Here is a 25,522-nt window from a genome sequence, read left to right as displayed (position 1 = left end):
CATGCTAAGGATGACGCCCATCGCTTCGCTTGTTTTATTGACTCTGTTTACCTGGCAAACGCAGGCTATCGCGACGGAAACGTTTGATACCCATTTTATGGTGGGGGGAATGAGAGATCAAAAAATAACAAATTTCCATCTGGATGAGAATAAGCCAATTCCGGGACAGTACGAACTGGATATTTATGTCAACAATCAATGGCGAGGTAAATACGATATCATTGTTGCCGATGAACCCGGTAGCACGTGTATTTCAACTGAGTTGTTGAAAAATATTGGAGTGATAAGCGATGGTCTGCAACCGCAGGGAGCAACGGATTGTATTGCGTTAAAAGATGTCGTGAGAAGCGGTGGCTATACTTTTAATATTGGCGTTTTTCGGCTGGATTTGAGCGTTCCCCAGGCCTATGTAAATGAGGTCGAGGCGGGTTATGTATTGCCTGAAAACTGGGATCGCGGCATCAATGCATTTTATACTTCTTACTATGCCAGCCAGTATTACAGTGACTATAAGAATTCTGGCAGTAGTGAAAGTACTTACGTTCGGTTCAATAGCGGTTTCAATCTGTTGGGCTGGCAAGCGCATGCGGATACCACATTTAATAAAACCGATGGCAGCAGCGGTGAGTGGAAAAGCAACACATTGTATCTGGAGCGCGGTATCGCTGAGCTCCTCGGCACATTACGCGCCGGGGATCAGTATACCTCGTCAGAGATTTTTGATTCTGTGAGATTTACCGGCGTTCGCCTGTTCCGCGATATGCAAATGTTGCCAAACTCGAAACAGAATTTTACGCCGTTGGTGCAGGGGATTGCACAGACTAACGCTTTGGTAACCATCGAACAGAACGGATTCGTTGTTTATCAGAAAGAGGTTCCTCCTGGCCCCTTTTCCATTGCGGATCTGCAACTCGCGGGCGGTGGCGCGGATCTTGATGTCACCGTGCGTGAGGCGGATGGTTCGATAAATACCTGGCTGGTGCCTTACGCTTCCGTACCGAACATGTTGCAGCCTGGCGTCTCTAAGTATGATTTTTCCGCCGGCCGTAGTCATATTGAAGGCGCCGATAATCAGGCCGATTTTACACAAATCAGTTATCAGTATGGCCTTAATAACCTGTTGACGCTTTATGGCGGTACGATGCTATCGAACCATTATAATGCGTTTACCCTCGGCACGGGGTGGAATACCCGGATTGGCGCCATTTCGCTTGACGCTACGCGAGCGCACAGTAAACAGGATAATGGCGATGTATTTGATGGTCAGAGTTATCAGATTGCTTATAATAAATACCTGACCCAAACATTAACTCGGTTTGGTCTGGCTGCGTATCGGTATTCATCACAGGATTACCGCACATTTAACGATCATGTCTGGGCCAATAATAAAAATAACTATCGTCGCGATAAGAATGATGTATACGATATTGCTGATTATTATCAAAACGATTTTGGGCGTAAAAATACGTTTTCAGCTAATGTGAGCCAATCCTTGCCAGAAGGATGGGGCGCAGTATCACTGAGTGCATTATGGCGTGATTACTGGGGACGTAGCGGCACCAGTAAAGATTATCAAATAAGCTATTCCAATACGTTCCAGAAAAGTAATTATACGTTATCCGCCAGTCAGACTTACGACGAGGATCATAATGAAGATAAACGTTTTAACCTGTTTATTTCAATTCCCTTTGACTGGGGGGACGGTATTACTACCCCGCGGCGTCATCTGAATGTGTCGAACTCGACGACCTTTGATGATGATGGATTTACCTCAAACAATATTGGTTTAACCGGTACGGCAGGCAGTCGCGATCAATTTAATTACGGCGTGAATGTTAGTCATCAGCGACAGGATAGTGAGACCACAGCGGGGACGAATTTAACCTGGAATACGCCCGTTGCAACGCTTAATGGTAGTTACAGCCAGTCGTCCAATTATACTCAGACCGGCGGAAGTATTTCCGGTGGGGTTGTAGCCTGGAGTGGCGGGTTGAATTTATCCAGCCGGCTTTCAGATACCTTTACGATTATGCAGGCTCCGGGACTTGAAGGAGCCTACGTTAACGGCCAAAAATATCGGACCACCAATAAAAAAGGAACGGTGGTTTATGACAACCTTACGCCATATCGCGAAAACCATCTTATGCTTGATGTGTCGCAAAGTAGCAGTGAAACGGAATTACGCGGTAACCGTAAAGTTGCCGCCCCGTACCGAGGGGCCGTCGTGCTAGTGAATTTTGATACCGACCAGCGTAAACCATGGTTTATTAAAGCGCAGCGTCCTGATGGCTCGCCTCTTATTTTTGGTTATGATGTAGTAGATCATCATGGTCATAATGTGGGCATTGTTGGACAAGGTAGTCAGCTATTTATTCGAACGAATGATATTCCGCCCGAAGTCAGTGTACCAGTAGATAAAGAGCAGGGGCTTTCATGTTCAATCACCTTTGGTAAAACGGTTGATGAAAGTAAAGTTTATATTTGTCGGTAGTGGTGAGGTGGTGAAATGAAACTCTTTCTTTTTATCGTGATGTTATTGATTTTACCTGAAACATACGCAGCCTGTACGGGAGAGATTACTTATCAGGATAATTTAATTATTCGTGAGGATTTTACGATTAACCCTAATCAGTCCGCAACTTATAGCCATAATTTTAACGATACAACTTGTTCAGGGACTTATAAGATAACGAGTATGGATCCTTCCGATATCATCGTGGGATTATACAATGATACAGTAAAACTGAAGTTAAAAATCGCCTGGGCAGATAATAATACTCTCACAATGCCGTTTACAACGGGCTATACGGTAACGGTTGAACCCGCTTCCTCTGGGGCGAATGTAAATATTTCTGCCGGTAGTGGGAACAGTGTCCTAATCAACGGGGTGGTATCAATAACAAGCGCTTCTTCTGCAACTCAGTTTACGGCCGGTTTGCGGTTTTTAGGGTGCCTGCTAGCAGGAAGAGGCTGGAATGCCTGTGCCGCAGATTATAATAGTTATCTTAGAGGTGCAGGGTTATATTCATTTGATCTGTTTGTGTCCTACGATCGCAAGCAGACAACCTGCAAACCTGAAGATCTGACGATCACGCTACCGAATATTGCGCTTTCTGAATTATATAACACAGGCAAGGTCAGCAACAAAAATGCCGCGGATAATATTCGACTCCAGTGTGATAATCTTTTTGGTAATGCTAAACAAACATCGCGTAAAATGACGGTTTATCTCTCCAGCAGTGATTTAATACCAGATAGCTATTCTGTGTTGCGTGGTGCTGTGAATAATGGCGTCGGATTTATACTGGAGAGTGGTGGAAAAACGGTGAATATTTCAAATACAGCAGAGCAGGGTAATGCTTCAACGTTATGGAAAGTGGATCAAGTAGGCACGCCGCTCAACAGTGATATGATAACAATCCCTATTATCGCCAGTTATTATGTTTATGACCGAGACAATATAAAACCAGGCGATCTAAAAGCGACTGCGCTGATCTATGTGAAATACGATTAATATATATGAAAAACATTTAAGATATATGGCGCGATAGGTGAATGAACTTCCGGTCACTTACAATAATAAGTGACCGGGATGACAATCTTTCTGCAATAAATTTTAATGTGGTATGCGGTAGTTTCAAAAGGGCGAGATCCAGAGCGAATCGGGTAGTGAAGGCAGTCAACAAAAAGGAGGTTTGAAGGGGATAGAGTGATTAAGGGCTAATAAAAAAGTAACATGGGGCTGTATTTCCCCCTCTGGATGAGGGGGCTTTTTTTATCGATGATAAAAAATCTCGCCATCATAGGCTTTGATGATTTTTCCATCGGTATCGTTAATCAGTACATACGCGCCGCCCATATAGGTCCAGTGAGTACCGGCATCTGGCGCGGGCAGATTACGTAATTTCCACTGTTTAATATTATACTCATCGGTGCGGTACATTTGCGGAACGGTATCGCCGGGCTTGAAGTGGGTGAAGTCGGCGATAAAGCTTTTTAACTCATATTGATCAATGCCCGTTGTCGCGGGGGCGGCCCATGCAAAACTGGTTGCAAGCAACAGCGCGCAAGGCAGCAACTTACTTTTCATACTTTTACCCTCCACATATGCGGGTCAGTTAACATCGTGTGTATCATTTCTGCTGGTGACGTATCTGACAAGCGCTATTTTGTTATCTCACGCCCCTTTTCGTAAAAAGTGTAAACGAAAGCGTCGTGCAGCAACATATCCGCCAGCAAGTTTGCCAGAACCGAATAGGTTTTGAGAACTATCTGATAACGCTGAAATTATCGTCCGCCGCTGACTGTAAATTTACATTGTCTGGCGCAGACAGTATGCTTAATAGCGAAACCCCCGCTTAACACGGCGGGGCTTGACGACTCGGGGTGCCCTTCTTTGTGAAGGCTGAGAAATACCCGTACCACCTGATCTGGATAATGCCAGCGTAGGGAAGTCTGACACTGCTCGTGTCCCTTCTTCACGCGGGCAGGAGCTGAACCATGCAGCCTGACCTGCACTGCCGCACGCTTGCGGCGCATACGTTAAAACACTTTCGCGCGCACTCCCCGCTTACGCACTGTATGACGAATGACGTCGTACAAACATTTACCGCCAATACGCTGCTGGCGCTGGGCGCTTCACCCGCCATGGTGATTGATCCTGTCGAGGCCAGACCGTTTGCCGCCATCGCCAACGCCTTGCTGGTTAATGTCGGAACCTTAACCGCCTCACGCGCTGACGCGATGCGTGCGGCGGTAGAAAGCGCTTATGATGCCAAAACGCCGTGGACCCTTGATCCTGTCGCGGTGGGCGCGCTGGAATTTCGTCGGCGATTTTGCCTGGATCTCTTGTCCCTGCGCCCGGCGGCAATACGCGGCAACGCCTCGGAAATCCTGGCGTTATCCGGCATGGCGCTGGGCGGACGCGGCGTAGATACCACCGAGGCGGCGTTGGCCGCACTGCCTGCGGCGCAGGCGCTGGCGCGTCAGATAGACTGCATCGTTGTGGTTACCGGAGAGGTAGATTACGTCACTAACGGTCAGCGCACGCTGAGCATTCCCGGCGGCGATCCGTTAATGACTCGCATTGTAGGCACCGGCTGCGCGTTGTCGGCGGTCGTCGCCGCCAGTTGCGCGTTACCGGGCGCCGCGCTGGACAATGTCGCTTCGGCCTGCTGCTGGATGAAACTGGCTGGACAGGCCGCGGCAGAGCGTAGCGAAGGACCGGGCAGCTTCATCCCGGCTTTTCTTGATGCGCTCTATCATCTGGATGTGGAGGCGGCCAATGCAACGAATTAACGCGCTGACGATTGCCGGCACCGATCCCAGCGGCGGGGCCGGTATCCAGGCGGATCTCAAGACCTTTTCCGCGCTGGGCGCATATGGCTGTTCGGTCATCACCGCGCTGGTGGCGCAAAATACCTGTGGCGTACAGTCGGTGTACCGGATAGAGCCGGACTTTGTCGCCGCTCAACTTGATTCCGTGTTCAGCGATGTGCGCATTGATACCACGAAAATCGGGATGCTGGCGGAAACCGATATTGTCGAGGCCGTGGCGGAACGACTACAGCGCCATCATGTACGTAATGTGGTGCTGGATACGGTGATGCTGGCGAAAAGCGGCGATCCGTTGCTCTCGCCCTCTGCGATAGAAACATTACGCGTCCGGCTGTTGCCGCAGGTATCGCTGATTACGCCTAATTTGCCGGAAGCCGCAGCGTTGCTGGATGCGCCCCATGCGCGTACGGAACAGGAGATGCTGGCGCAGGGGCGGGCGTTACTGGCGATGGGGTGTGAAGCGGTATTGATGAAAGGCGGGCATTTAGAGGATGCGCAAAGCCCGGACTGGCTCTTTACCCGTGAGGGCGAGCAACGTTTTAGCGCGCCGCGTGTGAACACCAAAAATACGCATGGAACGGGCTGTACGCTGTCGGCGGCGCTGGCGGCGTTACGGCCCCGGCATCACTGTTGGGGAGAGACGGTAAACGAGGCGAAGACATGGCTTTCGGCGGCGCTGGCGCAGGCGGACACGCTGGAAGTGGGGAAGGGCATTGGTCCGGTACATCATTTCCACGCGTGGTGGTAGTATACTGCCTACAGACCCGTCGTCAGGAAAGATAAATGGAACAAGCGCATACCCGGCTCATCGCGCAACTGAATGAACGAATTTCAGCGGCGGATAATACGCCGCTATACATGAAATTCGCCCAGACGGTAAAGGATGCCGTGCGCAGCGGTATTCTTGAGCACGGTAATATTTTGCCTGGCGAACGCGATCTCAGCCAGCTTACCGGCGTCTCGCGCATCACGGTACGGAAAGCGATGCAGGCGCTGGAAGAAGAGGGTGTCGTCACGCGCGCCCGTGGTTACGGTACGCAAATCAATAATATCTTTGAATATTCCCTGAAAGAGGCGCGGGGATTTTCTCAGCAGGTTGTCTTGCGCGGCAAAAAACCGGATACGCTATGGGTTAACAAACGCGTGGTAAGTTGTCCGGATGAGGTCGCGCAGCATCTGGCGATCCCCGCAGGCAGCGACGTCTTTTTACTCAAACGCATTCGTTATGTTGATGAGGACGCGGTATCGATTGAAGAGTCCTGGGTGCCCGCGCATCTGATTCATGATGTCGACGCGATTGGCATTTCGTTGTATGACTATTTTCGTCGCCAGCACATTTACCCTCAGCGTACCCGATCCCGCGTCAGCGCCCGGATGCCGGATGATGAGTTTCAGTCGCATATTCAAATGGATGGTAAAGTGCCGGTGCTGGTGATTAAGCAGGTGGCGCTCGATCAGCAGCAGCGGCCTATTGAATACAGCATCAGTTATTGTCGTAGCGACCTATACGTTTTTGTGTGCGAGGAGTAGCGCCTCGCGCGTGGGCGCGCAGTCGCCGCCGCGATGCCCGACCACCCAGCTTGCCACCGCATTTCCCAGCAGTACGGCATCCGCGAGCGGCCAGCCTGACGCCAGTCCTGCCAGCACGCCGCCAGCATGGCTGTCGCCCGCGCCGATGGTATCCACCACGGTTGCCGGAAACGCTGGCACAACGCCGGAAGATTGCGCGCTAAAATACCACGCTCCGTCTTTATCGTGGCGCACCACCAGCGGCGCGGAAAAGCGTTTTACCCATGCTTCGCCGAAAGTGCGCGTATCGGTCGCAAGCCCGGCGCGTTCCGCAGCGATGATGGCTTCCTGGCGGTTGAGGGAGACGGTGGGCCGGCAGGCCATAATGCGCGCCATTGCATCGTCTGTAATATCACCGATTCGCGGGCCAAAATCGATAAAAGGCGTTACATCGTCGACGGTTTCCAGCCACTGGATCAGTGGCTCGCCACAGGACGAGGCCAGTTGATAGCCGGACAGGTAGACAAGACTGCCCCGCGGTGTCCTGAGCTGCGACAGCCAGTCCGCATTCCACTGGTTTTCCACGCCGCTAAAAGACATAAACGTGCGTTCGCCATCCGGTTCGACTAACGCCAGACACCAGCCGTTATCTCCTTCAACCGCGTCAATCACGCTGGATAATCCCTCTTTTGCCAGACGGCGGCGAATCCTCTCCGCCCACACGCCCTGGCCCAGCGGCAGCGCATTGCTGGCGTCAATCCCCAGTCGTTTCAACGCCACGGCAATATTCAGCGCACAGCCGCCGACATTGACGCTCTGTTGTTGCAGTTCAATATCGCCTCCGCGACGCGGCAACGTCCAGGCGTCGGCAATGATATCGATCACTGCCGCGCCGATAACGGTGAGCGGACGCCGGGTATGCAGGGTCGGTAATAATGTCAGCAACCGTGCGCCGTTCATAGTGCCTCCCGCCGTTGACGATAGCTCGCCAGCGCAACGGCATAGCGCGCAAAATCCAGCTGATTAACCTCGTCCAGCGTTTGCTTTAACTGGGGGTTAATGGCGCTTACCCCGTGCAACGCGCCGCAAATGGCGGTAGCCATCGCGCCGATAGTGTCGGTATCGCCGCCGAGGTTAGCGCACAGCACGGCACAGCGGTTAGGATCGGTATTCGCCAGTTCCACCATGGCGATAGCGCAGGGAACCGATTCAATGGTGCTGGTTCCCGCGCCGATGATCTGATAGAGCTGTTCGCTGGCAGATTCGACGCCGTCGGCGTGGCGGACAATGTTTAGCGCCAGTTCCAGACGTGCCGATAGCGAGGCGCTAAACGTTGTAATACGCGCTGTCTGCGCCTGATGGGCGACGGCGGGGAGCGAGTCGGCAATACTTTGCCATGTGTCGCCGTTAACCGCTCGCGAGACGGCCCAGGCGACAACCACGGCGCCAGCCACCGCCAGATCGGATTTATGCGTCGGGCTGGAGGCTAACGCTACTTCTGCTATAAAGGCTGTCAGGTTAGTTGGCGGCAACAGGCAGCCCAACGGCGAAACGCGCATGGCCGCGCCGTTAGTCACGCCGTTGTTTTCCAGCGCCGCGATGGGTTTGCCGTCGCGAATCGCGTTCAGCGCAATTTTTGACGTCGGGCCGAGTACATTTTTATTGAACGCATCAAAGCGTTCCGCCCAGGCGAGGATGTTACGCCCAATAATCTCGGGATCAATGTTGCCTTCGCATTCGAGTAGCGCGTCGGCCAGGCAGAGCGCCATTGCGGTATCATCCGTAAACTCCGCGCGGTTAAAATAGCAGGCGGCATGGCCCGGGCAGAAAGCGGTCAATCCAGCCAAAATGCGCTTTGACGCGTGTTCTCGGCCACAGCTCAGAGGGCATTCCCATCGCATCCCCTAACGCTTGCCCGTAAAGAGCACCGAGAATACGTTCTGCTTTCATTTTACTTCCCCTTGTGTCAACGCAATATCGCGATCGTCAATAGCAGTGATCTCTTTGTCCGATTCGCGAAAGAAAATCATAAACAGTAGCGCGATGACGGCAATCATCACTGCTCCAAACGTCCACATGCCCGCCCAGTTGAATGTCAGACCGTTAACCGGTTGCGGATAAGCAAACATTTTTTCCATCATCACGCCGCCGAGACGATAGCCCAGCAGGCTGCCGAATCCCTGACAGCAGAGGGTGATAAGCCCTTGCGCAGCGGTACGCATATGAACCGGCGCTTTTTTATCGACATAAATGTAGGCGGTGACGTAGTAGAAATCGTAACTTACGCCGTGCAGCAAAATACCGAGGAACAGCAGGGCGTAAGTGAAGTACGTCTCCGCGCCGCCATAGACAAAAAAGCCGTAGCGGATCGCGGCGGTAATAAGACCAAGTAACAATACCTTTTTAATACCAAAGCGCTTAGTGAAAAAGGGTAGCGCCAGCATAAAGAAGATTTCAGAGAACTGGCCGAGCGTCATCCAGCCGGTGGCGTTTTTCATTCCCACTTCTGTCAGATAGCCGTTAGCGAAGATGTAGTAGAAGGCCAGCGGCATCGCAAACAGGAAGGAACAGAAGAAGAAAACGAGAAAGTTTTTATCGCGCAGCAGAACCAGCGCATCCAGCCCCAGCATCACTTTAATATCCATCTTGCCGGTGCTTTTTGGCGGCGTGTCTGGCAGACAGAACGCAAATACGCCCAGCAACGCTGAACTTGCGGCGGTTATGAGCAGTGGAATGTTGGTGGGGGAAATATCGTTATAGCCTAACATTTGCGGCAGGAATCCACAGGCGAGGCCGGAGGCAATCCACCCAATGGTTCCCATAACGCGAATGCGTGGAAAATCGCGTTCAACGTCCGGTACGTTAGCGAAGGCAATGCTGTTTGTCAGCGCGATGGTCGGCATATAGGTCAATGAATAGGCCAGAAGCAGCGGAAAGAATCCGGCAAAGGTGGTTTGCTGCGCCGCGAAATACATCAGCACGGCGCCTGCAAACATCAGTACCGCCAGGACTTTTTGCGCTGAGAAAAAACGGTCGGTAACGGAGCCGACCAGAATCGGCGACAGGATCGCCGCAATGGCGGTACAGGCATAAGACCAGCCTATTTCACCGGCGGAAAACCCGCTTTTATTTAGCCATAGCCACAGGGGGACGAACCAGGCGCCCCAGATAAACCACTCCACGAACATCATGAACGACAGTTTAAAGGTCGTTTTCATTTTTGAATCCTTCATGACAGGTAAGGTACGCCATGACAATACCATTTAATAATACCTTTTAAATACCATTGAGCATTAATTTTGACCGATCTAACACTTTTTCGGACGTGAATCGAGTCAGCAGATAGCGCCGAAAAAATGCGCTAAAGTTGGCAAAAATGGTCGGTCAGTACCAGGCTTATTGCGACCCGCAATCTGCGGGGCAGGACTATTCATCTTCCGATACCCTATCGGAACTTACGGGAGCATAGCTATGACTGATATTGCGCAGTTGCTTGGCAAAGACGCCGACAGCCTTTTACAGCATCGTTGTATGACCATTCCTTCCGATCAGCTTTATCTACCCGGCAAGGATTACGTTGACCGGGTGATGATTGACAATAATCGTCCACCAGCCGTTCTGCGTAATATGCAGACGCTCTATAATACTGGACGCCTGGCGGGAACAGGATACCTTTCGATACTGCCCGTCGATCAGGGAGTGGAGCACTCCGCCGGCGCCTCTTTTGCGGCCAACCCGCGCTACTTTGACCCAAAAAACATTGTTGAATTGGCGATTGAGGCCGGCTGTAACTGCGTGGCCTCTACCTACGGCGTACTGGCCTCGGTTTCACGGCGCTATGCGCACCGTATTCCGTTTTTGGTCAAACTGAATCACAACGAAACATTGAGCTATCCGACAGAGTACGATCAGACCCTGTACGCCAGCGTTGAGCAGGCGTTCAATATGGGCGCCGTGGCGGTAGGCGCGACGATCTATTTCGGTTCGGAACAGTCTCGTCGCCAGATTGAAGAGATCTCCGCCGCTTTTGAGCGTGCGCATGAGCTGGGTATGGTGACCGTATTGTGGGCTTACCTGCGTAATTCTTCCTTTAAAAAAGACGGCGTTGATTACCATGTATCCGCTGACCTGACGGGGCAAGCCAACCATCTGGCCGCTACGATTGGCGCGGATATTGTGAAACAGAAAATGGCCGAGAATAATGGCGGTTATAAAGCAGTCAACTTCGGCTATACCGATGACCGCGTGTACAGCAAACTGACCAGCGATAACCCGATCGATTTGGTACGTTACCAGTTGGCGAACTGCTATATGGGACGCGCCGGGCTTATCAACTCCGGCGGCGCGGACGGCGGCGACACTGATCTCGGCGACGCGGTTCGTACCGCGGTGATCAACAAACGAGCCGGTGGAATGGGGCTAATTCTGGGACGTAAAGCCTTTAAGAAATCGATGGCTGATGGCGTGAAGTTGATTAACGCCGTACAGGATGTCTATCTGGATAGCAAAGTCACCATCGCCTGAGTTCAACGAAGAAAAGCCGGATGTGAACGCATCCGGCCAGCGACAGGTGTTATTAACGTAGTAACGGGCAGTCTGGCGGCAGCCGACAGCGTAATGCGCCAGGCAGCACCTCAATATGAAATTCTTGGCCGCTGAGTGGTTCGCCATCCAGATTGAACGTGATTTCATGCGGCGCATGAATATCAAACCACGCTGAGGCGCCGTCAATAATATTCGGATTGTCATCTGACTGCGTGAGTGTGGAAAACAGCGCCGGCAGCAGCTCTTCGCCGGTAAAAATCCGTAGCTGTAACAGTCCGTCGTTAACCAGCGCGGTGGGACATAATTGCTGCCCGCCGCCGGCCTGACGACCGTTGCCGATGCCGATCACCAGCGCATCGCCCTGCCAGTGAAAGTTTTCGCCACGTATTTCGCAGCGATCAGGGGTCAGCGTATCCATTCTCATCAGACCGTGGATAAGATAGGAGACGCCGCCCAATGCGGCTTTAAGTTTTTCCGGCGTTTCGGTGGTAATGCGGGTGCCAAAACCGCCCGTCGCCATATTGATAAAACAGGTTTTATCATTGACCCTGGCCATATCAATTTCCATCGCGTTTCCGGCAATCGCCAGTTTCAGCGCTTTGTCCAGCGCTTCAGGAATACCGGCGCTGGTGGCAAAATCGTTGGCAGTGCCGAGCGGCAAAATGCCCAGTGCAGGGGCTACGCCGTCGCGGATCTGGATGAGCGCGGTCGACACTTCATTAATGGTACCGTCTCCGCCGCCGGCAATCACCGTTTCAACGCCCAGTCTACGGGCTTCATCAACGTAACGCTGCGCGTCGCCTTTTTCCCAGGTTACCCGAACGTGAATCTGTATGCCTTCGTCGCGAAGTAGAGTAATGGCCTCACGTAGCGGCTGGTTATCAGCGCTTTTGCCATTGAGGATCAGTAAGCTGGCGGGAAAGTTAGCCATCCGTTATGCCTTAATAGGTTGAACAACAATCTCCAGAAAGTGTATAGCAGAAATGAAAAAGCGAGGTCAGAACAGGATGAAAATTGAAATGTTGCGCACTTATTGCTTTACCGTTTTTCTTCCTGCTGTACGCAGCGGTAAGCGAAGCATGGTTTAAGGCAAATGGCGACAAGAGAGATGCCGGTATGCGCATTGAGTAGCGCTTGTGAGAGTGCAAGGAAATCACAAGGGGTAGTCAGACGCTTTCCGATATAGCGCCTTTGATAACGAAACGGAGAATTAACAAGACGAACATACGTCAGTTATCAGTATTAATTTCAAACACCATAATATCAGATAAAAACCTGATATTTATTACCAAACATACTTTTTAATAGCATAAAATCGAAATGTTCTTTAGACTCTTTAGCAGAAACACGGCGCACTATTAGAAGCACGCTACTATATATCAAATAAAACCTATTTAGATGATGGCTTAGCGCGGTGTCCTATAGTCGTACCGTTGCCTGATGTATCGCTTTTCTCATAAACATAAACAGGCATGTGCATGAAGAGGTTTATATGAATGTCACTTCAGGCGTGAATGCGCAAACGCCATTGCTCCCTCCTTCTGAACGGGGTAATGACGAAAAACCGGTAGCTGAAATCGTTGATTTTAACGCTTACGGCAATAAACCCAGATGTTTAATGTGCCTGGGAACCACGGCATTGTTTACAGGTGTTTTCAGTGGGGTATGCTCAGGGGCTGTCGCCAGTGTCAGTAGTGGTACTGCATATACTACCGCCCTGACGGTTTTAGGCGCATCGTTTGGCATGGGGGGAATTGGTATGATGGGAATATGCGCCGGACTATACCTTAGCGCAAATGGCATCAGAACCCGGCCAGCCTGGCCATAAATGAGCAAACACAGCAAGTCATAGGGAAAAGACGAATTCCGACGATGACACGGGGTGTTAAGCGTCCAGACCAGAGGCTTATGACTTATATAGGAACGCTTTAGATAGAGTATGGGGTGTTATGTATTCAAGAGCCGATCGCTTATTAAGACAGTTTTCACTAAAATTAAATACCGATTCAATTGTCTTTGACGAAAACAGATTATGCTCATTTATTATAGATAACCGTTACCGTATCTTACTAACAAGCACTAACAGTGAGTATATAATGATATACGGTTTTTGCGGAAGACCTCCGGATAATAATAATCTTGCTTTTGAATTTCTCAATGCTAATTTATGGTTTGCAGAGAATAATGGACCACATTTGTGTTATGATAATAACTCACAATCATTATTATTGGCTCTCAACTTCTCACTAAATGAAAGTTCTGTAGAGAAACTTGAATGTGAAATTGAGGTAGTTATTAGATCAATGGAGAATCTGTATCACATTTTACAGGATAAAGGAATAACTCTGGATACCGATTATACGTGACGGTGGGAAGGGGATTTGGTGATCTGGTGGCAATAGAGGATAATCAATCCCAGCAAAACTTACATGGCCTGATGAAGGTGGACTGAGCGTAGGTGCGATGGTTTGAGTATTACTTTGACATGAAATCAAACCTCTAATCCGGGAAACATTATTTTAATCCTTGTAAAAGCGGCATTAAAACGTGCCATACCTTTACACGCTTAAATTATCAGTTTTTAACCTTAATTTAATAATCTGGAAACTTTTTGTGTAAGTTCTCACAAAGCAGTTATTGATTTAATTCACTGATGTTAAACGTAAAAGTCAGAATGCTAAGTCCTGAGTCCGACCGGATGCGGGGAGGATTGTGACTTGCTGGCTGGCCATGAATAGGGGAGGTCTGTAAACCTAAGCGCCCATTTGCGCTTTGGTTAGTGTGGTCAATGTTGGCTATGGCGGGAAGTACCACTTTTTTATTGATTATACGCAAAAAATAAGCCTGCGTAAGGGAGATTACGCAGGCCAAGGAGGTGGTTCTTGGTACAGCTAGCATTTATGGGTTATGTTTTTCAGCGCGTTGAATAATACCCGCATTGAGCGAAGCGGTATGTGATCAATTTCTAAGAATCTTCCCGCCATGAAAAAATAACCGCAATTAACTACTTAGCATGGGGGTTACGCGTTGATTCGCCTGAGAAATTACGCATCAATAGTGCGTAATCCAGCGTAACGTCCTGCGGGACGGGCATCCAGACGGTATAGCCATCGCCAGGTGCCACCGGCATAGCGTCGCCTTTGGCGTTCTCCATCTGTTCTAGGGTGAAATTGATATTTCCCTGCGGAGTCATCAGCTCCAGACTATCGCCAACGGAGAATTTATTCTTCACCGCCACGGCCGCCAGTTGGCCTTTACGCTCGCCGGTGAACTCGCCGACAAATTGCTGGCGTTCGGAAACGGAGTACCCGTACTCGTAATTCTGGTAATCGTCGTGCGTATGGCGACGCAGGAAACCTTCGGTATAGCCGCGATGAGCCAGACCTTCCAGCGTTTCCAGCAGCGTAGGGTCGAAGGGTTTACCCGCGGCGGCGTCGTCGATGGCCTTACGGTAGACCTGTGCGGTACGGGCGCAGTAATAAAAGGATTTGGTGCGGCCTTCGATTTTCAGCGAGTGGACGCCCATTTTCGTCAGGCGCTCCACGTGGGCGATAGCGCGCAAATCTTTTGAGTTCATGATATAGGTGCCATGCTCGTCTTCGAACGCGGTCATGTATTCGCCCGGTCTTTGGGCCTCTTCTATCATAAACACTTTATCCGTCGGCGCGCCGATACCGAGCGTCGGCTCAACGTTCTGTACCGGAATCGGTTCGTGCTTATGCACGATGTTGCCGACAACGTCTTCTTTTCCTTCCTGCACGTTATATTCCCAACGGCAGGCATTGGTGCAGGTGCCCTGATTCGGATCGCGTTTATTGATGTAGCCGGAAAGCAGGCAGCGGCCGGAATAGGCCATGCATAGCGCGCCGTGGACGAAAATTTCTATTTCCATATCCGGCACCTGCTGGCGAATTTCCTCAATCTCTTCCAGCGACAGTTCGCGGGAGAGAATCACACGGGTCAGCCCCATCTGCTGCCAGAATTTTACCGTCGCCCAGTTTACGGCGTTAGCCTGTACCGACAGGTGAATCGGCATTGCCGGGAAGTGCTCGCGTACCAGCATAATCAACCCTGGATCGGACATGATCAGCGCATCCGGGCCCATCTCGACGACGGGTTTCAGGTCACGGATAAAGGTTTTGAGCTTGGCGTTATGCGGGGCGATGTTCACCACCACGTAGAATTTTTTTCCGAGCGCGTGGGCTTCGTTGATGCCAAGCTGCAAATTTTCGTGATTGAATTCGTTATTACGCACGCGTAAAGAGTAGCGTGGTTGGCCCGCATAGACGGCATCGGCACCGTAAGCGAAAGCGTAACGCATATTTTTCAGCGTTCCCGCCGGCGAAAGAAGTTCTGGTTTAAACATCATTTTCTCGTTCTGATGACAGGTCAGATCCGCCTCACCTGATGAGGCGGCTTGAGGAGAGTCCTCACTTTAAGGGCGGGCATTGTACGCTTACGGACAGGCCGAGTAAATATTGCGAGAGTATATTGGCGCTAATAGAACACAGGATGTTAATGGAGAGCCAATGATGAAAATGAGCCGCACGGCCATCGCGTTGAGTCTGCTGGGAATGGTCGCGCATCCCGTTTGTGCCGCTCCGTCGTTTGAAGAGACGGCAAGACAGGTGATTATCGCTTTTCAGCAGCGAGACAACGCGAAAATTAATGCCCTGATTGATAAAAAAGTTGGGATGTATGTGCTGTACCGAATTGGGGCTGGGGTTGATTATAAGTGGATGAAAAGTTTTGATATTAATAAGCCGATACCCGGTTTTAACTACCTGTTGGGGCAGGTAGGTTGGTTTTCAGAGCATATTCCTGTGGATAACGAATTTGATCACCACACGGAGGTTGAATACGTTTGTGAAAAGGGATGGGATCACGCCGGTTTTTTTGTCAGCTATACCGGTACTAATAATGCGCTGCTGACGTTTAGCATGGTGAATGGAGTGGATAGTGGGGATCAGGCGTCGGATACCCGTATAGCAAACGCCAGGCGGCTTGAGCTGCAATCAGAGCGAGTGGTGGCAGTGCCGAAAGAATGGGGTGATGGTTTGATTTTTCATCTGAGCGAGCTTCATGGCTTGGGCAAAGGGTGGAGTTTAACGCTGCTGGATTTGGTCACGGAAGATTGTAGTGCGTGAGGCATATATGTTTAATCAGGGTAAATAGCTGCTTATTTATATCTTTCTGCTATCAGGATGTTATGACACTGCCCCCAATATTCAGGATTTAAATAAAGCATTTCTTGAATATTAAACTAATTCACTAAAAATAAACTTGAAATTACCTCGGCAACATGCATTAAAGAAAATACTAAAGGTCATTTGACTTATTATAGCGTCAGTGATTACGTCTTTAACTAATTTGGCTCACGTTATGTATCCACTATGGGGAATCTTTATATATTCCGAAAAAAAACACAATGATATTCTTAATGCAGATAAGAGAGTAATCTTAGGGGGTGCAGGTTTGTAAACCAGGGTATGGCGGTAGCGTTATTTTTTAACGAGATATCATCAGATGTAGAATTAACGATCGCAGACGATACTCAGTACTAAGAGGAAATCAGGTTGAAGTTGAACAGAAAATGATAATTACGTATTGATAAGATGGAATCCATTGAATCTACTTATTAGTAGATTTTATTATGAAAATATATTTTTCTTGATATTTTTTACGCATTGCGCAATAGCAAATCCTTGCCGCCTTGATGCAACTTGAGTGATTTTGTGTATAGTGTGGCAATGCTGAATACTGAATTGATACCTTCTACATATTAAATCAGGGGTTAGTGGTATGGGCGATTTTATAAAGTATCTATTTATTTTTTCTTGCTTATGGAGCGCAAATACTTTTGCGATTACTCAAACTCAATGGGATGGTAACTTTAGAGTCGAGGAACTTGGCGAGCAGTTAAATGATGGGAGTCAGGTTTTTTTACAATATAATTTAAAGATAGATAGTAAAAATAATCGTGCTTCTTTATCCATGACAACCTGGCATGCGGGGATAACATGCATTGGTGACTACTCTTTAAAAATCAATTCTGATGTTTTGGCATTATACTATAACGGCGACGAGGAAAATGCATGTCCATATCCATCACCGCAATTTGAGATAAGCAATAAAGGAAAAGCATATTATATAAAAGGAAAAATGTTTTCATATTCTCAGCCTGGTAAGTGGTTGCCACTCAAACGTATCACACTAAAATAATTCTATATTTCATAAATTATGATAATGAAGTTGATGATGGTATTAAATATTAATTGGATATGTCGTGAACATATTTTTGTTATATGTTTTCAATGTGTATGACAAGAAAATTTGCATGAAAACATTATATGAGACGGCTTGAAAAATGAATGAAGTCCACATAAAAGCAAGGTCATTCTGAAACGAATTTGTCAAATTTACTGAATTGTATATCAATAATTCCTGACTATCGACAATAATGTAAAATCGAGTACAAACTCACGGATTTGTAGTAATTAGGCAAAGAACAAGTCAGGTAAAAGTTTCTCATTATTTAATCAAAAAGCAAGTGCAAACTGTTATTTTGGATTTGTACTTCTTCATAGAAGCGTTGGATAATATTGACGTCAAACATATTCTGCTTTTTTACTAAACTGAGCAAGGTAACTTTAATATTATAATTGCAATGATACAAAATTACATCAATATATAATGAGGAAAACTATATGCCCGCCGCCGCTCGACTAAACGACAAAGGTATGCGTTCGACCTGGATAGAGTGTTAATATGAAAGCGAATAATGTGATTATTTTTGTGATTCTATTTTTATCCTCTGTGAGTTATTGTTTTGCTGATATGAAGATATTAAAAATAAATCAGTCCCATTATATGAGTCCTTATAATAAAGAGCCTGGGGATAGAAACTTATGCAATAAATGGGTTTTAAATGCAAGTCAGATAGAAAAAATATTTTCGTTAAGTGATAAATATAAGGAAATGAGTGATACCATGACTGGATTTTGGCTCTGGTTTCCCTGTGAAATAACGGGTGAGTTGATTTATAATAAGAAAAAGTGGCATTTTTCTATTAATGCTGCTGCCACGGCAGAATGGTCCGATGGTAAGGAAACGATATACTGGGGGGGTTCCAGGGAAAAATGTGATGACATGTTTATACTTCCATATCCAGGCCGGAGTTATATAGGTGGTGGTGGCAAATTGATTTGGTAACGAGGTAGATCTTTATCCTGGTGTTAGCCTTTTAAAATGAATTAAATTTAACCTTCAGCATCATGACGAGAGTATGAAAGTATATTTTTGTACACACCGGGATAAAGAATAAAATAACCAGGAGTCGTATATTTATCACGTTAAATACGACTTTTTAAATACAAGTCAGTGCTGGATTTTACAGATCAATGTTGCGTTATTACTAAATTCATAAATTAATGTTTGAGTTATGGTTGTTATGGTCTTTCCCTGATAGATCAGTGCCTTCAGGCAGAGGTGGCATTACCACCAACAAAAATAATGTTCATTTTTATGGGCGTAGGGGATTCACCCTTATTTAAAGATTACAAAGAGATATATTTCTCATTGAATGTTAAATAACATATGACTCATATTGTCAGTGATGTTCCTGATGAGATAATTGATTTTACATTTGAATGGAAGGGTTAAAAAAGCTATGTGTGGCGGTATTCTTTCGTTCAGAGAAACATAGCGGAAAGAAAGAACCGGAAATGTTGGTGAGATTTTATATAAGTTCAGCGGATTTAACAGCAGAAAAATTTGCTAATGTGATGAGAAGTCATTGGGATGTGGAAAATAAATTGCACTGGCGTTTGGATGTAGCGATGAACGAGGATGATTGCAGAATAAGAAGGGGAAATGTCAAGAGCTTATTTGAAATAATAAAAATCGGGTGAATATGAAGTTTGGGGATGTGAGATAATGAGATGGATAAGAATAAATATACTTAAATGTACGTTAGTATTTTGCCTGGCTTGTGGTTTTTCATTTGCAAAAACACCATGTACTAATATGTCTGATAAATTGAGTGCTGCACAAAGAGATTCTTTGCAAAATAATATCAAAAGGCAACTAAAAACAGAACGATTAAATATACTTGAATTTTTTAAAGAGTAAAATAGTTCAATCGTCTATATAGAAACATATGGTGCCGATGAGGCGTTTGTTTTTTATTCTGGAGATGAGTTTAAGGATGATTTTATCACAATATGGAGTGGTGCGGCTGAAATATCAGAGGAAAAAAATATAGAAAAATGGGTAAAAGATCATGTTCCATATATTCCAGATAGGTTGGCTCGATGTTTCGCATGGTACACAATCTATAGGCATGACTGATCTGATATTTAAGATAACTTTGTCGACGTGCGGAAATATGGTGAGTGGGGAAACCTGTCGGGTGAGGAAAACCCGGCGCACCTGGAGCAGGTGATACGGCTGCCGGGGCAGCAATATGATGAGGAATTGGGGCTGTATTACAACCGGCACCGTTATTACAATCCGGAACAGGGAAGGTACATCACGCAGGATCCGATTGGGCTGATGGGAGGATGGAACCTGTACCAGTATCCACTAAATCCGATTAGCAGAAGTGACCCTTTGGGGCTGGTTAACATTGGACAAGGTATCCCTGGGGCTAATGGTTCTACTTCGGTACATGCGAGCCCTGGCCCAGAGGCCACAGATCTCGGCCTGACCATGCTCCAGATCATATTCACTTAGCGAAAAATGATGGTCCTCGTGTAAGTACCGATACATGGAAACCTCTTTCTGAAGCAGATTCAACTAAAATGACAAAGGAACAAAGCTCATTTTGTAGAAAACTATCTGATGCAAGTAAGAAAATTCTATCTGCCAGGCAGAAGATGATTTTTAAATTTGGTAAGTTATTAAGTGCTGACCTTTTACTATTACAATATATATCAAAGGGGGCTGCTTGAGAAGGGTGTTTGCGTGGGGATGTGTCGATGTGTGAGATATTCGAAAGGTTAGGTGGAGAAATTAAATATACTGGTGCGGATCCTGTTTAATAAGGTGGTTTATGAACAAAATAGAGTTTATAACATTAATGTCTTTTCCAATGGAGTGGTTAGACCTTGATATGTATCCTGATTTATTGTTTTTAAAACAACTTAATGGATATGAGGTTGGTCATGAGGATAGTTCGGATCATGATCGGAATGGCGCGTTTCATTGGTGGTTAAAGAAGAAACCATCTAAAGATGAATTGATGAAATTAGTTAGGTTGGCACTTATTGATCCCGACCAATTTTTATCGGAAGATATCATTCGATATATAAAAAAGTCATCACACTTTGATCGTGATGTCGATGCCCTTATCGAAAAGTTACGTGATGAAAAAACGCAGCAAACGAGGAGAGCCAGTAGAGGCATGCATCGTGACCAGTAGGTAAAAACCACCTATATTATCGTGGTTATTAGAGACTATCGCAGATGTTAATCGGCGTTAATAGAAGTATTGTATAAGTTAGTAGAATTTAATGAATGGGAAAACCTGTCGGGTGAGGAAAACCCTGAGCACCTGGAGCAGGTGATACGGCTGCCGGAGCAGCAATACGATGAGGAGTCGGGGCTGTATTACAACCGGAATCGTTATTACAATCCGGGATAGGGAATATATATCACGCAGGATCCTATCGGATTAGCCGGGGGATGAAACCTTTATAAATATCCGCTGAATCCGGTCACAGATATAGATCCATTAGGATTGGAAACACTAAAATGTACTAAACCATTGCATTCACTAGGAGGTACGGGTGAAACTAGTGGCCCTGATATATGGGGTAATCCTTTATATCATCAATATCTTTGTGTTCCTGACGGGGAAAATGGATATGTTTGTGGTAGTCAGGATCAACGAGGAGAATGGCCAACTGATGGAATGTTAGGACCAGGAAAAGCGAGCAACGATACGAGAGAAGGTGCTAGCCGGTGCGAATCGGTCGAACCAGATAATGATTGTATTTAAAGCTGCCTAAAAGAAAAACTTAAAGGAGCAAGGCCTTTTTATACCGTATTACCCGACTGGATGTTCCCGATGAAATTTGGATTGGTCAATAATTGTCAGGATTGGTCTAATGATACTTTAAAAATATGTCAGATGAAATGTTCCGGGAATAATGCAGGACGGCTTATGAGATTTATTTTAACTGGAGTGTTATAATGAAACACTTTATTAGAAGTATAAAAATGATCTGGATAACAATGTCAATCTCTATATTATGTGTTTCTTTACTTAGACTTTCTCAGTTAGATTCAAATTACGATATAAGTGAACTGAATAGTATTATGATGTATGGGATGGTAATAATATCATTTCCGACAGGAATAATATTTGCTATTGTTTTGTTTTTATTTTTATTGTCTTTTGGTTTTATTTTTACAACCATTCACAGTGAATATGTTTTGACAGTGGCAATATGGGGGTGGTTTTTATTTGGTGGATATGTTCAATGGTTTTTTTTGGTGGGGAAAATGATAAAAAACGAGGAGTATCACAAGTGATAAATACGTACATACCTTATTCCTCACATCAAATTAAATAATAAAAGGAATTGAGTGATGAGCGGAAAACTAGCGGCGCGCCAGAACGACATGACCATGAAGGGCGGGAAAATCGTCCAGGGTTTAGCGGGGGCGCTGATTACCCCGGACAATACGGTGGCGTGGCGCGGGGAGTATGATGAATGGGAAAACCAATTGGGCCAGGAAAATCCGGATCACCTGGAACAACTGATACGGCTGCCGAGGCAGCAATATGATGAGGAATCGGGGGCTGTATTATAATCGGCACCGTTACTATAATCCGGGGCAGGGAAGATATATTACGCAGGATCCGATAGGGTTTATGGAGGGATTAAACCCGTATCAACGACCACTGGAACGCTTCAGAAACCAGGAGATATAAAATAAATTTATATGATGAGGAAATAAATGCGATTTGTTATTATATTTATAATGTTAATAGTATCATTTTACACATTTGGTGGCAAAATGGCTAAGTCTAAAGACGATAATAAATGGAGGTCGGAATCCACTTCCACCATCTATAATCTAACGGATGAGCAAAAATTCGAGCTTGAAAACAAATCGAAAGATGGAGACTCGGAAGCATCATTTCGATTATATCAATATTATTGCTTCACCATAAATAACATTGACGAACAATTAAGGTATTTGAAGATATCTGCATCTCAAGGAAATATCATAGCTCAATATAATTATGGTATTTATTTATCCAATACAAACCCAGACTTTTCAAAGTATTATGATTTGGACAAAGCTATTTATTGGATGGGATTGGCTTCAAAAAATGGTGATATAGGTGCTCAAAACAAGCTACAAGAACTGAAAAAATTAAAGAATTAGCTATGATGTAAATATTTTTTATTATCAATGGGTTGTGTAAATTTTAGTCAAGAGGGACGGGCTGACGCCGGAGCAGATGACGGGGCAACTGGAGCCACACCATGAGCCGGAGAGAAAACTCCACCTTTGCCACTGTGACCATATTCTGATGGAAAAGTAGAGCATTGGGGGGGGGGATGTTGGTCCAAACAAGAAATGGATACAACTCAACCAGGGTCAATCTGGCCGGGCTCTCAAAAAATGCATTGAACTAAAACGGGACTATTTGCAGAAGCACTGCGGACGCTGTGCTTTATGAATTGTCTACTGGTGAGAAGGTCGGCGGCAGAGAATATATTGAAAGATTTACAGCGAGCTTTAAGGGGAGAGTAATGGATAAAATTATTGCTGACTATGTGGATAAATTTAGTTCTTTTTCGGACTCTATATCAGAAACAATTGGGTTCGTTAATGAGTATTGGATTCCTGATGAGTCACCGTTGATTATGCTATTTTCGCAGATTGGTAAGTCTTTGGTAGCGATATTTTCTGAACTTGATTGTGTTAAAAAAGAGTTATTATTTAAATATATTGAAGATGGAATAACTTCAGATAATGATGAATTAGCCACTGCCATAGCAACAGGTCTTGTTGAGGCAATAGTTACATCGACAGACGCCAATCAATATTTATGGGGGGAAATAGAGGGGTTATTGGGAGTAAAATCTAAGGAACATGCTCTGGCTTGGAGGAATTTTGGAACACCATGACGGTATTTATTTAAATATGTAGAATCCGGTAATGACGCAAATTTAGTGATAGTGATTGATTGTCAGATACCAGCTAATGTTCTTATCGTGCCGTGCATTTCTTCTGACTTTGAAATATTGGTTTTGAAAAGGATGCCTATGCGACAGGGAATAAAATAAAATCTGATATGAAAAAAATAACTGATGCAGGTGATAATTTATGTCAAAAAAATTTTTCTATATAATTATGGTCATATCATTCGTTGCGGCGATAACAGCTTGCCAGTCTTCCATTCCTGAATATGTCAGGAGTACCCTCAACGGGCACTCTATCCAGGATGTTTTGGTGTATATGAAGGGATTGCCTTTAGATAAAAGGTATGATTTTTATTATTATGGTACGCGTGCTAAAAGACCATATCCATTATGGATGGCTGATGGTATTGCCCCTATGGGATCGAAGGCTATTCCTCTATTGAGAGACAAACTTTCCACCACAAATAGCTCTTTTGAAAAAATGACAATTATATATTTGTTATCTGTGATGTCAGTTCATGGTTGCTATGATGTTAAGTCTGACAGCGAATTGTTTTCGTTGGTTATGCAGAAGGAACGTGAATTAAATGATGATAATTATCATGATTATATCACTAATATGAACGATTTTTATGAGTTTGGAAGTTCTTTAAATAGTACAGAAAGAATAAAGTGTGAATAATGTGGTGTTTTGTAAACGACTCCATCCTCCGGGGCAACGTTTTGTGGAGGATGCAGGGGTAATGCCTTCAATCGATAGAGTTTATGGTAATGTACTGTTATTTTAGGTTTTCTATGGTTACTGTTGTCATTCAGATGAAATTTATCGTCATGGTCATAGTTCTTCCCGGCACGAGCGCTTTCGTTGCCGGTCATGTAGACGCGTTTTCCAGTTGTCTTATACCTGTGAAGCCCGTAAGCCCGGCGTCAAAGATCACATTGTTGATATGGCCTTTAATGGTGCTGACGTGCGCGATACAGCAAAAACGCTAAAAATTGGTATCAACACCGTCATCTGCACATCTTAATAATTGACGCTTATTTAGCAATCATATCATGAGTTTTTTAATTGAAAAATACAATAATGCATGATGACAATATTTTATTATATAGTTTTCTACATATAACCCAATATTAATGCCGACTATGAATAGTTATAGATTAACTTTTTCTTTATGTTTACTGCGTTCGGCCATATTGTTTGGCATTATTTTAACAAGTGTTGGTTGTAATATTCAAAAGAGTAAGGCGTTGCTTCTACGCAGTTTGCACAATTGGCTTGTTATTATAAAGATATTAATTCCGATGATAATGTAATGGAGTTAAAATTACCAAGTGAATATAAAGAGAAAACTAACTTATTTAATCAACAGGAAATTAAGGTGCCGGTAAAAGGTGAGAATTTTCTTTCTCCGTATATTGGTGATGGTGTCCGTTATTATGAATTAGGGTACTTTGAACATGATGGTAATACTTACAAATTGATAATTTATAATAAAATTGGAGAGTCTGATACGTCATTGCTTAATGTACAAATAAATAGTTATGATGCAAAAGGAAACCTGGTGGATGCTTTATTGCTTAGTAGCTTTTTTGCTTATGAAGATATCGTGCGTTTTTCTGATTTTGTCATTCGTCAGGATTACACAATAAGCATTGATAGTTATGTTATATATAGGTGGTATGAAGACAGCAAAGATGGTCATCTTGTAACTATAAAGTTTAAAGATCAGGCGCCTCAGATTTATATAAAGGAACAATATCAAATGGAAAATGGTCGGTTCAAATTGATATCCAGAAATGAAGTATCACAGGGTAAAAAAAAGAAGCGAGCGTTAAATATACCATGCTTACGACATTAATAATTGTAATGGAGGTGTTAATGTCATATGGATATCAGGAAAGAATGAGGAACGTTATGAGAATTATAAATAGATTGTTAATTTCAACTGATCTCAGGTTAATCA

General features: G+C 45.6%; 22 protein-coding genes, 8 pseudogenes and 1 riboswitch. Of the genes and pseudogenes, 23 read left to right on the top strand and 7 right to left on the bottom strand.

The genetic code is table 11. From position 1 onward, the window contains the following. Position 1 precedes the first annotated feature (1 nt). Together ACFK9X_RS15485 and ACFK9X_RS15480 are read left to right on the top strand one after the other, a co-directional pair. Complete coding sequence (locus ACFK9X_RS15485; protein ID WP_151116939.1) at positions 2 to 2,491, top strand: fimbrial biogenesis outer membrane usher protein; 2,490 nt, start codon at positions 2 to 4, stop codon at positions 2,489 to 2,491. Between the two features lie 15 nt (positions 2,492 to 2,506). Beyond that, positions 2,507 to 3,514, top strand: coding sequence for a putative fimbrial-like adhesin protein (locus ACFK9X_RS15480; RefSeq protein WP_151116937.1), 1,008 nt, complete (start codon positions 2,507 to 2,509; stop codon positions 3,512 to 3,514). A gap of 261 nt (positions 3,515 to 3,775) precedes the next feature. Here the strand turns inward: ACFK9X_RS15480 and rcnB are convergent, their stop codons facing one another. Then, the gene (gene rcnB, locus ACFK9X_RS15475) at positions 3,776 to 4,090 is read right to left on the bottom strand and encodes a Ni(II)/Co(II) efflux transporter accessory subunit RcnB (RefSeq protein ID WP_000837534.1); all 315 of its coding nucleotides are present in this window, start codon (positions 4,088 to 4,090) and stop codon (positions 3,776 to 3,778) included. A gap of 282 nt (positions 4,091 to 4,372) precedes the next feature. Then, positions 4,373 to 4,469, top strand: a riboswitch (TPP riboswitch). Between the two features lie 31 nt (positions 4,470 to 4,500). Between rcnB and thiM the strand changes: the two genes are divergently transcribed. Genes thiM through ACFK9X_RS15460 form a run of 3 tightly spaced genes read left to right on the top strand, consistent with a single transcriptional unit; the run spans position 4,501 to position 6,867 of the window. Next, the gene (gene thiM / locus ACFK9X_RS15470; RefSeq protein ID WP_024158931.1) at positions 4,501 to 5,298 is read left to right on the top strand and encodes a hydroxyethylthiazole kinase; all 798 of its coding nucleotides are present in this window, start codon (positions 4,501 to 4,503) and stop codon (positions 5,296 to 5,298) included. Continuing rightward, the gene (gene thiD / locus ACFK9X_RS15465; RefSeq protein ID WP_151116935.1) at positions 5,285 to 6,085 is read left to right on the top strand and encodes a bifunctional hydroxymethylpyrimidine kinase/phosphomethylpyrimidine kinase; all 801 of its coding nucleotides are present in this window, start codon (positions 5,285 to 5,287) and stop codon (positions 6,083 to 6,085) included. The genes thiM and thiD overlap by 14 nt, the downstream gene beginning before the upstream one ends. A 35-nt stretch (positions 6,086 to 6,120) precedes the next feature. Next, entirely contained in the window at positions 6,121 to 6,867 is a 747-nt protein-coding gene (locus ACFK9X_RS15460; protein ID WP_000434062.1) for a GntR family transcriptional regulator, read from the top strand. On the opposite strand, the gene ACFK9X_RS15455 is transcribed toward ACFK9X_RS15460, so the two are convergent. The 3 genes and pseudogenes from ACFK9X_RS15455 to ACFK9X_RS15445 form a co-directional block, all read right to left on the bottom strand. After that, complete coding sequence (locus tag ACFK9X_RS15455; protein WP_151116933.1) at positions 6,841 to 7,806, bottom strand: PfkB family carbohydrate kinase; 966 nt, start codon at positions 7,804 to 7,806, stop codon at positions 6,841 to 6,843. The genes ACFK9X_RS15460 and ACFK9X_RS15455 overlap by 27 nt on opposite strands. Beyond that, positions 7,803 to 8,796 (bottom strand): annotated as a pseudogene (locus ACFK9X_RS15450) (ADP-ribosylglycohydrolase family protein). The gene ACFK9X_RS15455 and the pseudogene ACFK9X_RS15450 overlap by 4 nt, the downstream one beginning before the upstream one ends. Beyond that, entirely contained in the window at positions 8,793 to 10,064 is a 1,272-nt protein-coding gene (locus tag ACFK9X_RS15445; protein WP_000858692.1) for a nucleoside permease, read from the bottom strand. The pseudogene ACFK9X_RS15450 and the gene ACFK9X_RS15445 overlap by 4 nt, the downstream one beginning before the upstream one ends. 253 nt (positions 10,065 to 10,317) lie before the next feature. On the opposite strand from ACFK9X_RS15445, the gene fbaB reads away from it, so the two are divergent. Beyond that, complete coding sequence (gene fbaB / locus ACFK9X_RS15440; protein ID WP_000129590.1) at positions 10,318 to 11,370, top strand: class I fructose-bisphosphate aldolase; 1,053 nt, start codon at positions 10,318 to 10,320, stop codon at positions 11,368 to 11,370. 52 nt (positions 11,371 to 11,422) lie between these two features. On the opposite strand, the gene yegS is transcribed toward fbaB, so the two are convergent. Then, on the bottom strand, positions 11,423 to 12,322 hold the full coding sequence (gene yegS, locus ACFK9X_RS15435) for a lipid kinase YegS (protein ID WP_151116931.1): 900 nt from the start codon (positions 12,320 to 12,322) through the stop codon (positions 11,423 to 11,425). A 561-nt stretch (positions 12,323 to 12,883) separates the two neighbouring features. On the opposite strand from yegS, the gene steD reads away from it, so the two are divergent. After that, entirely contained in the window at positions 12,884 to 13,219 is a 336-nt protein-coding gene (steD, locus tag ACFK9X_RS15430) for a type III secretion system effector SteD (RefSeq protein ID WP_001533113.1), read from the top strand. Positions 13,220 to 13,340: 121 nt separating this feature from the next. Beyond that, positions 13,341 to 13,757 (top strand): CesT family type III secretion system chaperone, encoded by a 417-nt coding sequence (locus ACFK9X_RS15425; protein ID WP_001540404.1) that lies wholly within the window; start codon positions 13,341 to 13,343, stop codon positions 13,755 to 13,757. 9 nt (positions 13,758 to 13,766) lie between these two features. On the opposite strand, the pseudogene ACFK9X_RS15420 reads toward ACFK9X_RS15425, so the two are convergent. Together ACFK9X_RS15420 and yegQ are read right to left on the bottom strand one after the other, a co-directional pair. Beyond that, a pseudogene (locus tag ACFK9X_RS15420) lies at positions 13,767 to 13,945 on the bottom strand (non-LEE encoded effector protein NleB); the annotation flags it as partial. Between the two features lie 450 nt (positions 13,946 to 14,395). Next, positions 14,396 to 15,757: a tRNA 5-hydroxyuridine modification protein YegQ gene (yegQ, locus tag ACFK9X_RS15415; protein WP_001517981.1), complete on the bottom strand. Its 1,362-nt coding sequence runs from the start codon at positions 15,755 to 15,757 to the stop codon at positions 14,396 to 14,398. A 163-nt stretch (positions 15,758 to 15,920) separates the two neighbouring features. On the opposite strand from yegQ, the gene ACFK9X_RS15410 reads away from it, so the two are divergent. The 15 genes and pseudogenes from ACFK9X_RS15410 to ACFK9X_RS15340 all read left to right on the top strand — a co-directional run bounded on the left by ACFK9X_RS15410 (position 15,921) and on the right by ACFK9X_RS15340 (position 25,417). Further along, positions 15,921 to 16,538 carry a hypothetical protein gene (locus tag ACFK9X_RS15410; protein ID WP_001618915.1) on the top strand — a complete coding sequence of 206 codons (618 nt, stop codon included), beginning with the start codon at positions 15,921 to 15,923 and terminating at the stop codon, positions 16,536 to 16,538. A gap of 24 nt (positions 16,539 to 16,562) precedes the next feature. Next, a pseudogene (locus tag ACFK9X_RS15405) lies at positions 16,563 to 16,760 on the top strand (hypothetical protein). A 433-nt stretch (positions 16,761 to 17,193) separates the two neighbouring features. Next, on the top strand, positions 17,194 to 17,613 hold the full coding sequence (locus tag ACFK9X_RS15400) for a hypothetical protein (protein ID WP_000502181.1): 420 nt from the start codon (positions 17,194 to 17,196) through the stop codon (positions 17,611 to 17,613). Between the two features lie 546 nt (positions 17,614 to 18,159). Then, positions 18,160 to 18,603: a hypothetical protein gene (locus ACFK9X_RS15395; protein WP_151116929.1), complete on the top strand. Its 444-nt coding sequence runs from the start codon at positions 18,160 to 18,162 to the stop codon at positions 18,601 to 18,603. Positions 18,604 to 18,993: 390 nt separating this feature from the next. Then, positions 18,994 to 19,292 (top strand): annotated as a pseudogene (locus ACFK9X_RS15390) (ISAs1 family transposase); the annotation flags it as partial. 481 nt (positions 19,293 to 19,773) lie between these two features. After that, positions 19,774 to 20,124 (top strand): annotated as a pseudogene (locus ACFK9X_RS15385) (RHS repeat-associated core domain-containing protein); the annotation flags it as partial. A gap of 319 nt (positions 20,125 to 20,443) precedes the next feature. Then, positions 20,444 to 20,812 (top strand): hypothetical protein, encoded by a 369-nt coding sequence (locus ACFK9X_RS15380; RefSeq protein ID WP_017466204.1) that lies wholly within the window; start codon positions 20,444 to 20,446, stop codon positions 20,810 to 20,812. An 84-nt stretch (positions 20,813 to 20,896) separates the two neighbouring features. Continuing rightward, a pseudogene (locus tag ACFK9X_RS15375) lies at positions 20,897 to 21,079 on the top strand (RHS repeat-associated core domain-containing protein); the annotation flags it as partial. Positions 21,080 to 21,585: 506 nt separating this feature from the next. Then, positions 21,586 to 21,927, top strand: coding sequence for a hypothetical protein (locus ACFK9X_RS15370; protein ID WP_024158440.1), 342 nt, complete (start codon positions 21,586 to 21,588; stop codon positions 21,925 to 21,927). Between the two features lie 117 nt (positions 21,928 to 22,044). After that, positions 22,045 to 22,330 (top strand): annotated as a pseudogene (locus tag ACFK9X_RS15365) (RHS repeat-associated core domain-containing protein); the annotation flags it as partial. A 26-nt stretch (positions 22,331 to 22,356) separates the two neighbouring features. Continuing rightward, the gene (locus ACFK9X_RS15360; protein ID WP_024158441.1) at positions 22,357 to 22,791 is read left to right on the top strand and encodes a sel1 repeat family protein; all 435 of its coding nucleotides are present in this window, start codon (positions 22,357 to 22,359) and stop codon (positions 22,789 to 22,791) included. Positions 22,792 to 23,162: 371 nt separating this feature from the next. Then, positions 23,163 to 23,540, top strand: a complete 378-nt coding sequence (locus ACFK9X_RS15355) for a hypothetical protein (RefSeq protein ID WP_151116925.1) — start codon at positions 23,163 to 23,165, stop codon at positions 23,538 to 23,540. 199 nt (positions 23,541 to 23,739) lie between these two features. Continuing rightward, positions 23,740 to 24,237, top strand: a complete 498-nt coding sequence (locus ACFK9X_RS15350) for a hypothetical protein (protein WP_225321142.1) — start codon at positions 23,740 to 23,742, stop codon at positions 24,235 to 24,237. 139 nt (positions 24,238 to 24,376) lie between these two features. Beyond that, a pseudogene (locus ACFK9X_RS15345) lies at positions 24,377 to 24,577 on the top strand (IS1-like element transposase); the annotation flags it as partial. A 294-nt stretch (positions 24,578 to 24,871) separates the two neighbouring features. Further along, positions 24,872 to 25,417 carry a hypothetical protein gene (locus ACFK9X_RS15340; RefSeq protein WP_058108601.1) on the top strand — a complete coding sequence of 182 codons (546 nt, stop codon included), beginning with the start codon at positions 24,872 to 24,874 and terminating at the stop codon, positions 25,415 to 25,417. The last annotated feature ends 105 nt before the right edge of the window (positions 25,418 to 25,522 follow it).

It is taken from the genome of Salmonella sp. WC3, assembly GCF_042932255.1.
GTDB lineage: Bacteria > Pseudomonadota > Gammaproteobacteria > Enterobacterales > Enterobacteriaceae > Salmonella > Salmonella enterica.
Note: the sequence above shows the minus strand (reverse complement) of the source record. Positions and strands in the feature narration are given on the sequence as shown.

What these genes read in the sequence shown, in the direction of transcription:
- ACFK9X_RS15485 (WP_151116939.1), top strand. Translation starts at nt 2, where the DNA reads ATGCTAAGGATGACGCCCATCGCTTCGCTTGTTTTATTGACTCTGTTT.
- ACFK9X_RS15480 (WP_151116937.1), top strand. Translation starts at nt 2,507, where the DNA reads ATGAAACTCTTTCTTTTTATCGTGATGTTATTGATTTTACCTGAAACA.
- rcnB (WP_000837534.1), bottom strand. Translation starts at nt 4,090, where the DNA reads ATGAAAAGTAAGTTGCTGCCTTGCGCGCTGTTGCTTGCAACCAGTTTT.
- thiM (WP_024158931.1), top strand. Translation starts at nt 4,501, where the DNA reads ATGCAGCCTGACCTGCACTGCCGCACGCTTGCGGCGCATACGTTAAAA.
- thiD (WP_151116935.1), top strand. Translation starts at nt 5,285, where the DNA reads ATGCAACGAATTAACGCGCTGACGATTGCCGGCACCGATCCCAGCGGC.
- ACFK9X_RS15460 (WP_000434062.1), top strand. Translation starts at nt 6,121, where the DNA reads ATGGAACAAGCGCATACCCGGCTCATCGCGCAACTGAATGAACGAATT.
- ACFK9X_RS15455 (WP_151116933.1), bottom strand. Translation starts at nt 7,806, where the DNA reads ATGAACGGCGCACGGTTGCTGACATTATTACCGACCCTGCATACCCGG.
- ACFK9X_RS15445 (WP_000858692.1), bottom strand. Translation starts at nt 10,064, where the DNA reads ATGAAAACGACCTTTAAACTGTCGTTCATGATGTTCGTGGAGTGGTTT.
- fbaB (WP_000129590.1), top strand. Translation starts at nt 10,318, where the DNA reads ATGACTGATATTGCGCAGTTGCTTGGCAAAGACGCCGACAGCCTTTTA.
- yegS (WP_151116931.1), bottom strand. Translation starts at nt 12,322, where the DNA reads ATGGCTAACTTTCCCGCCAGCTTACTGATCCTCAATGGCAAAAGCGCT.
- steD (WP_001533113.1), top strand. Translation starts at nt 12,884, where the DNA reads ATGAATGTCACTTCAGGCGTGAATGCGCAAACGCCATTGCTCCCTCCT.
- ACFK9X_RS15425 (WP_001540404.1), top strand. Translation starts at nt 13,341, where the DNA reads ATGTATTCAAGAGCCGATCGCTTATTAAGACAGTTTTCACTAAAATTA.
- yegQ (WP_001517981.1), bottom strand. Translation starts at nt 15,757, where the DNA reads ATGTTTAAACCAGAACTTCTTTCGCCGGCGGGAACGCTGAAAAATATG.
- ACFK9X_RS15410 (WP_001618915.1), top strand. Translation starts at nt 15,921, where the DNA reads ATGATGAAAATGAGCCGCACGGCCATCGCGTTGAGTCTGCTGGGAATG.
- ACFK9X_RS15400 (WP_000502181.1), top strand. Translation starts at nt 17,194, where the DNA reads ATGGGCGATTTTATAAAGTATCTATTTATTTTTTCTTGCTTATGGAGC.
- ACFK9X_RS15395 (WP_151116929.1), top strand. Translation starts at nt 18,160, where the DNA reads ATGAAAGCGAATAATGTGATTATTTTTGTGATTCTATTTTTATCCTCT.
- ACFK9X_RS15380 (WP_017466204.1), top strand. Translation starts at nt 20,444, where the DNA reads ATGAACAAAATAGAGTTTATAACATTAATGTCTTTTCCAATGGAGTGG.
- ACFK9X_RS15370 (WP_024158440.1), top strand. Translation starts at nt 21,586, where the DNA reads ATGAAACACTTTATTAGAAGTATAAAAATGATCTGGATAACAATGTCA.
- ACFK9X_RS15360 (WP_024158441.1), top strand. Translation starts at nt 22,357, where the DNA reads ATGCGATTTGTTATTATATTTATAATGTTAATAGTATCATTTTACACA.
- ACFK9X_RS15355 (WP_151116925.1), top strand. Translation starts at nt 23,163, where the DNA reads ATGGATAAAATTATTGCTGACTATGTGGATAAATTTAGTTCTTTTTCG.
- ACFK9X_RS15350 (WP_225321142.1), top strand. Translation starts at nt 23,740, where the DNA reads ATGTCAAAAAAATTTTTCTATATAATTATGGTCATATCATTCGTTGCG.
- ACFK9X_RS15340 (WP_058108601.1), top strand. Translation starts at nt 24,872, where the DNA reads ATGGAGTTAAAATTACCAAGTGAATATAAAGAGAAAACTAACTTATTT.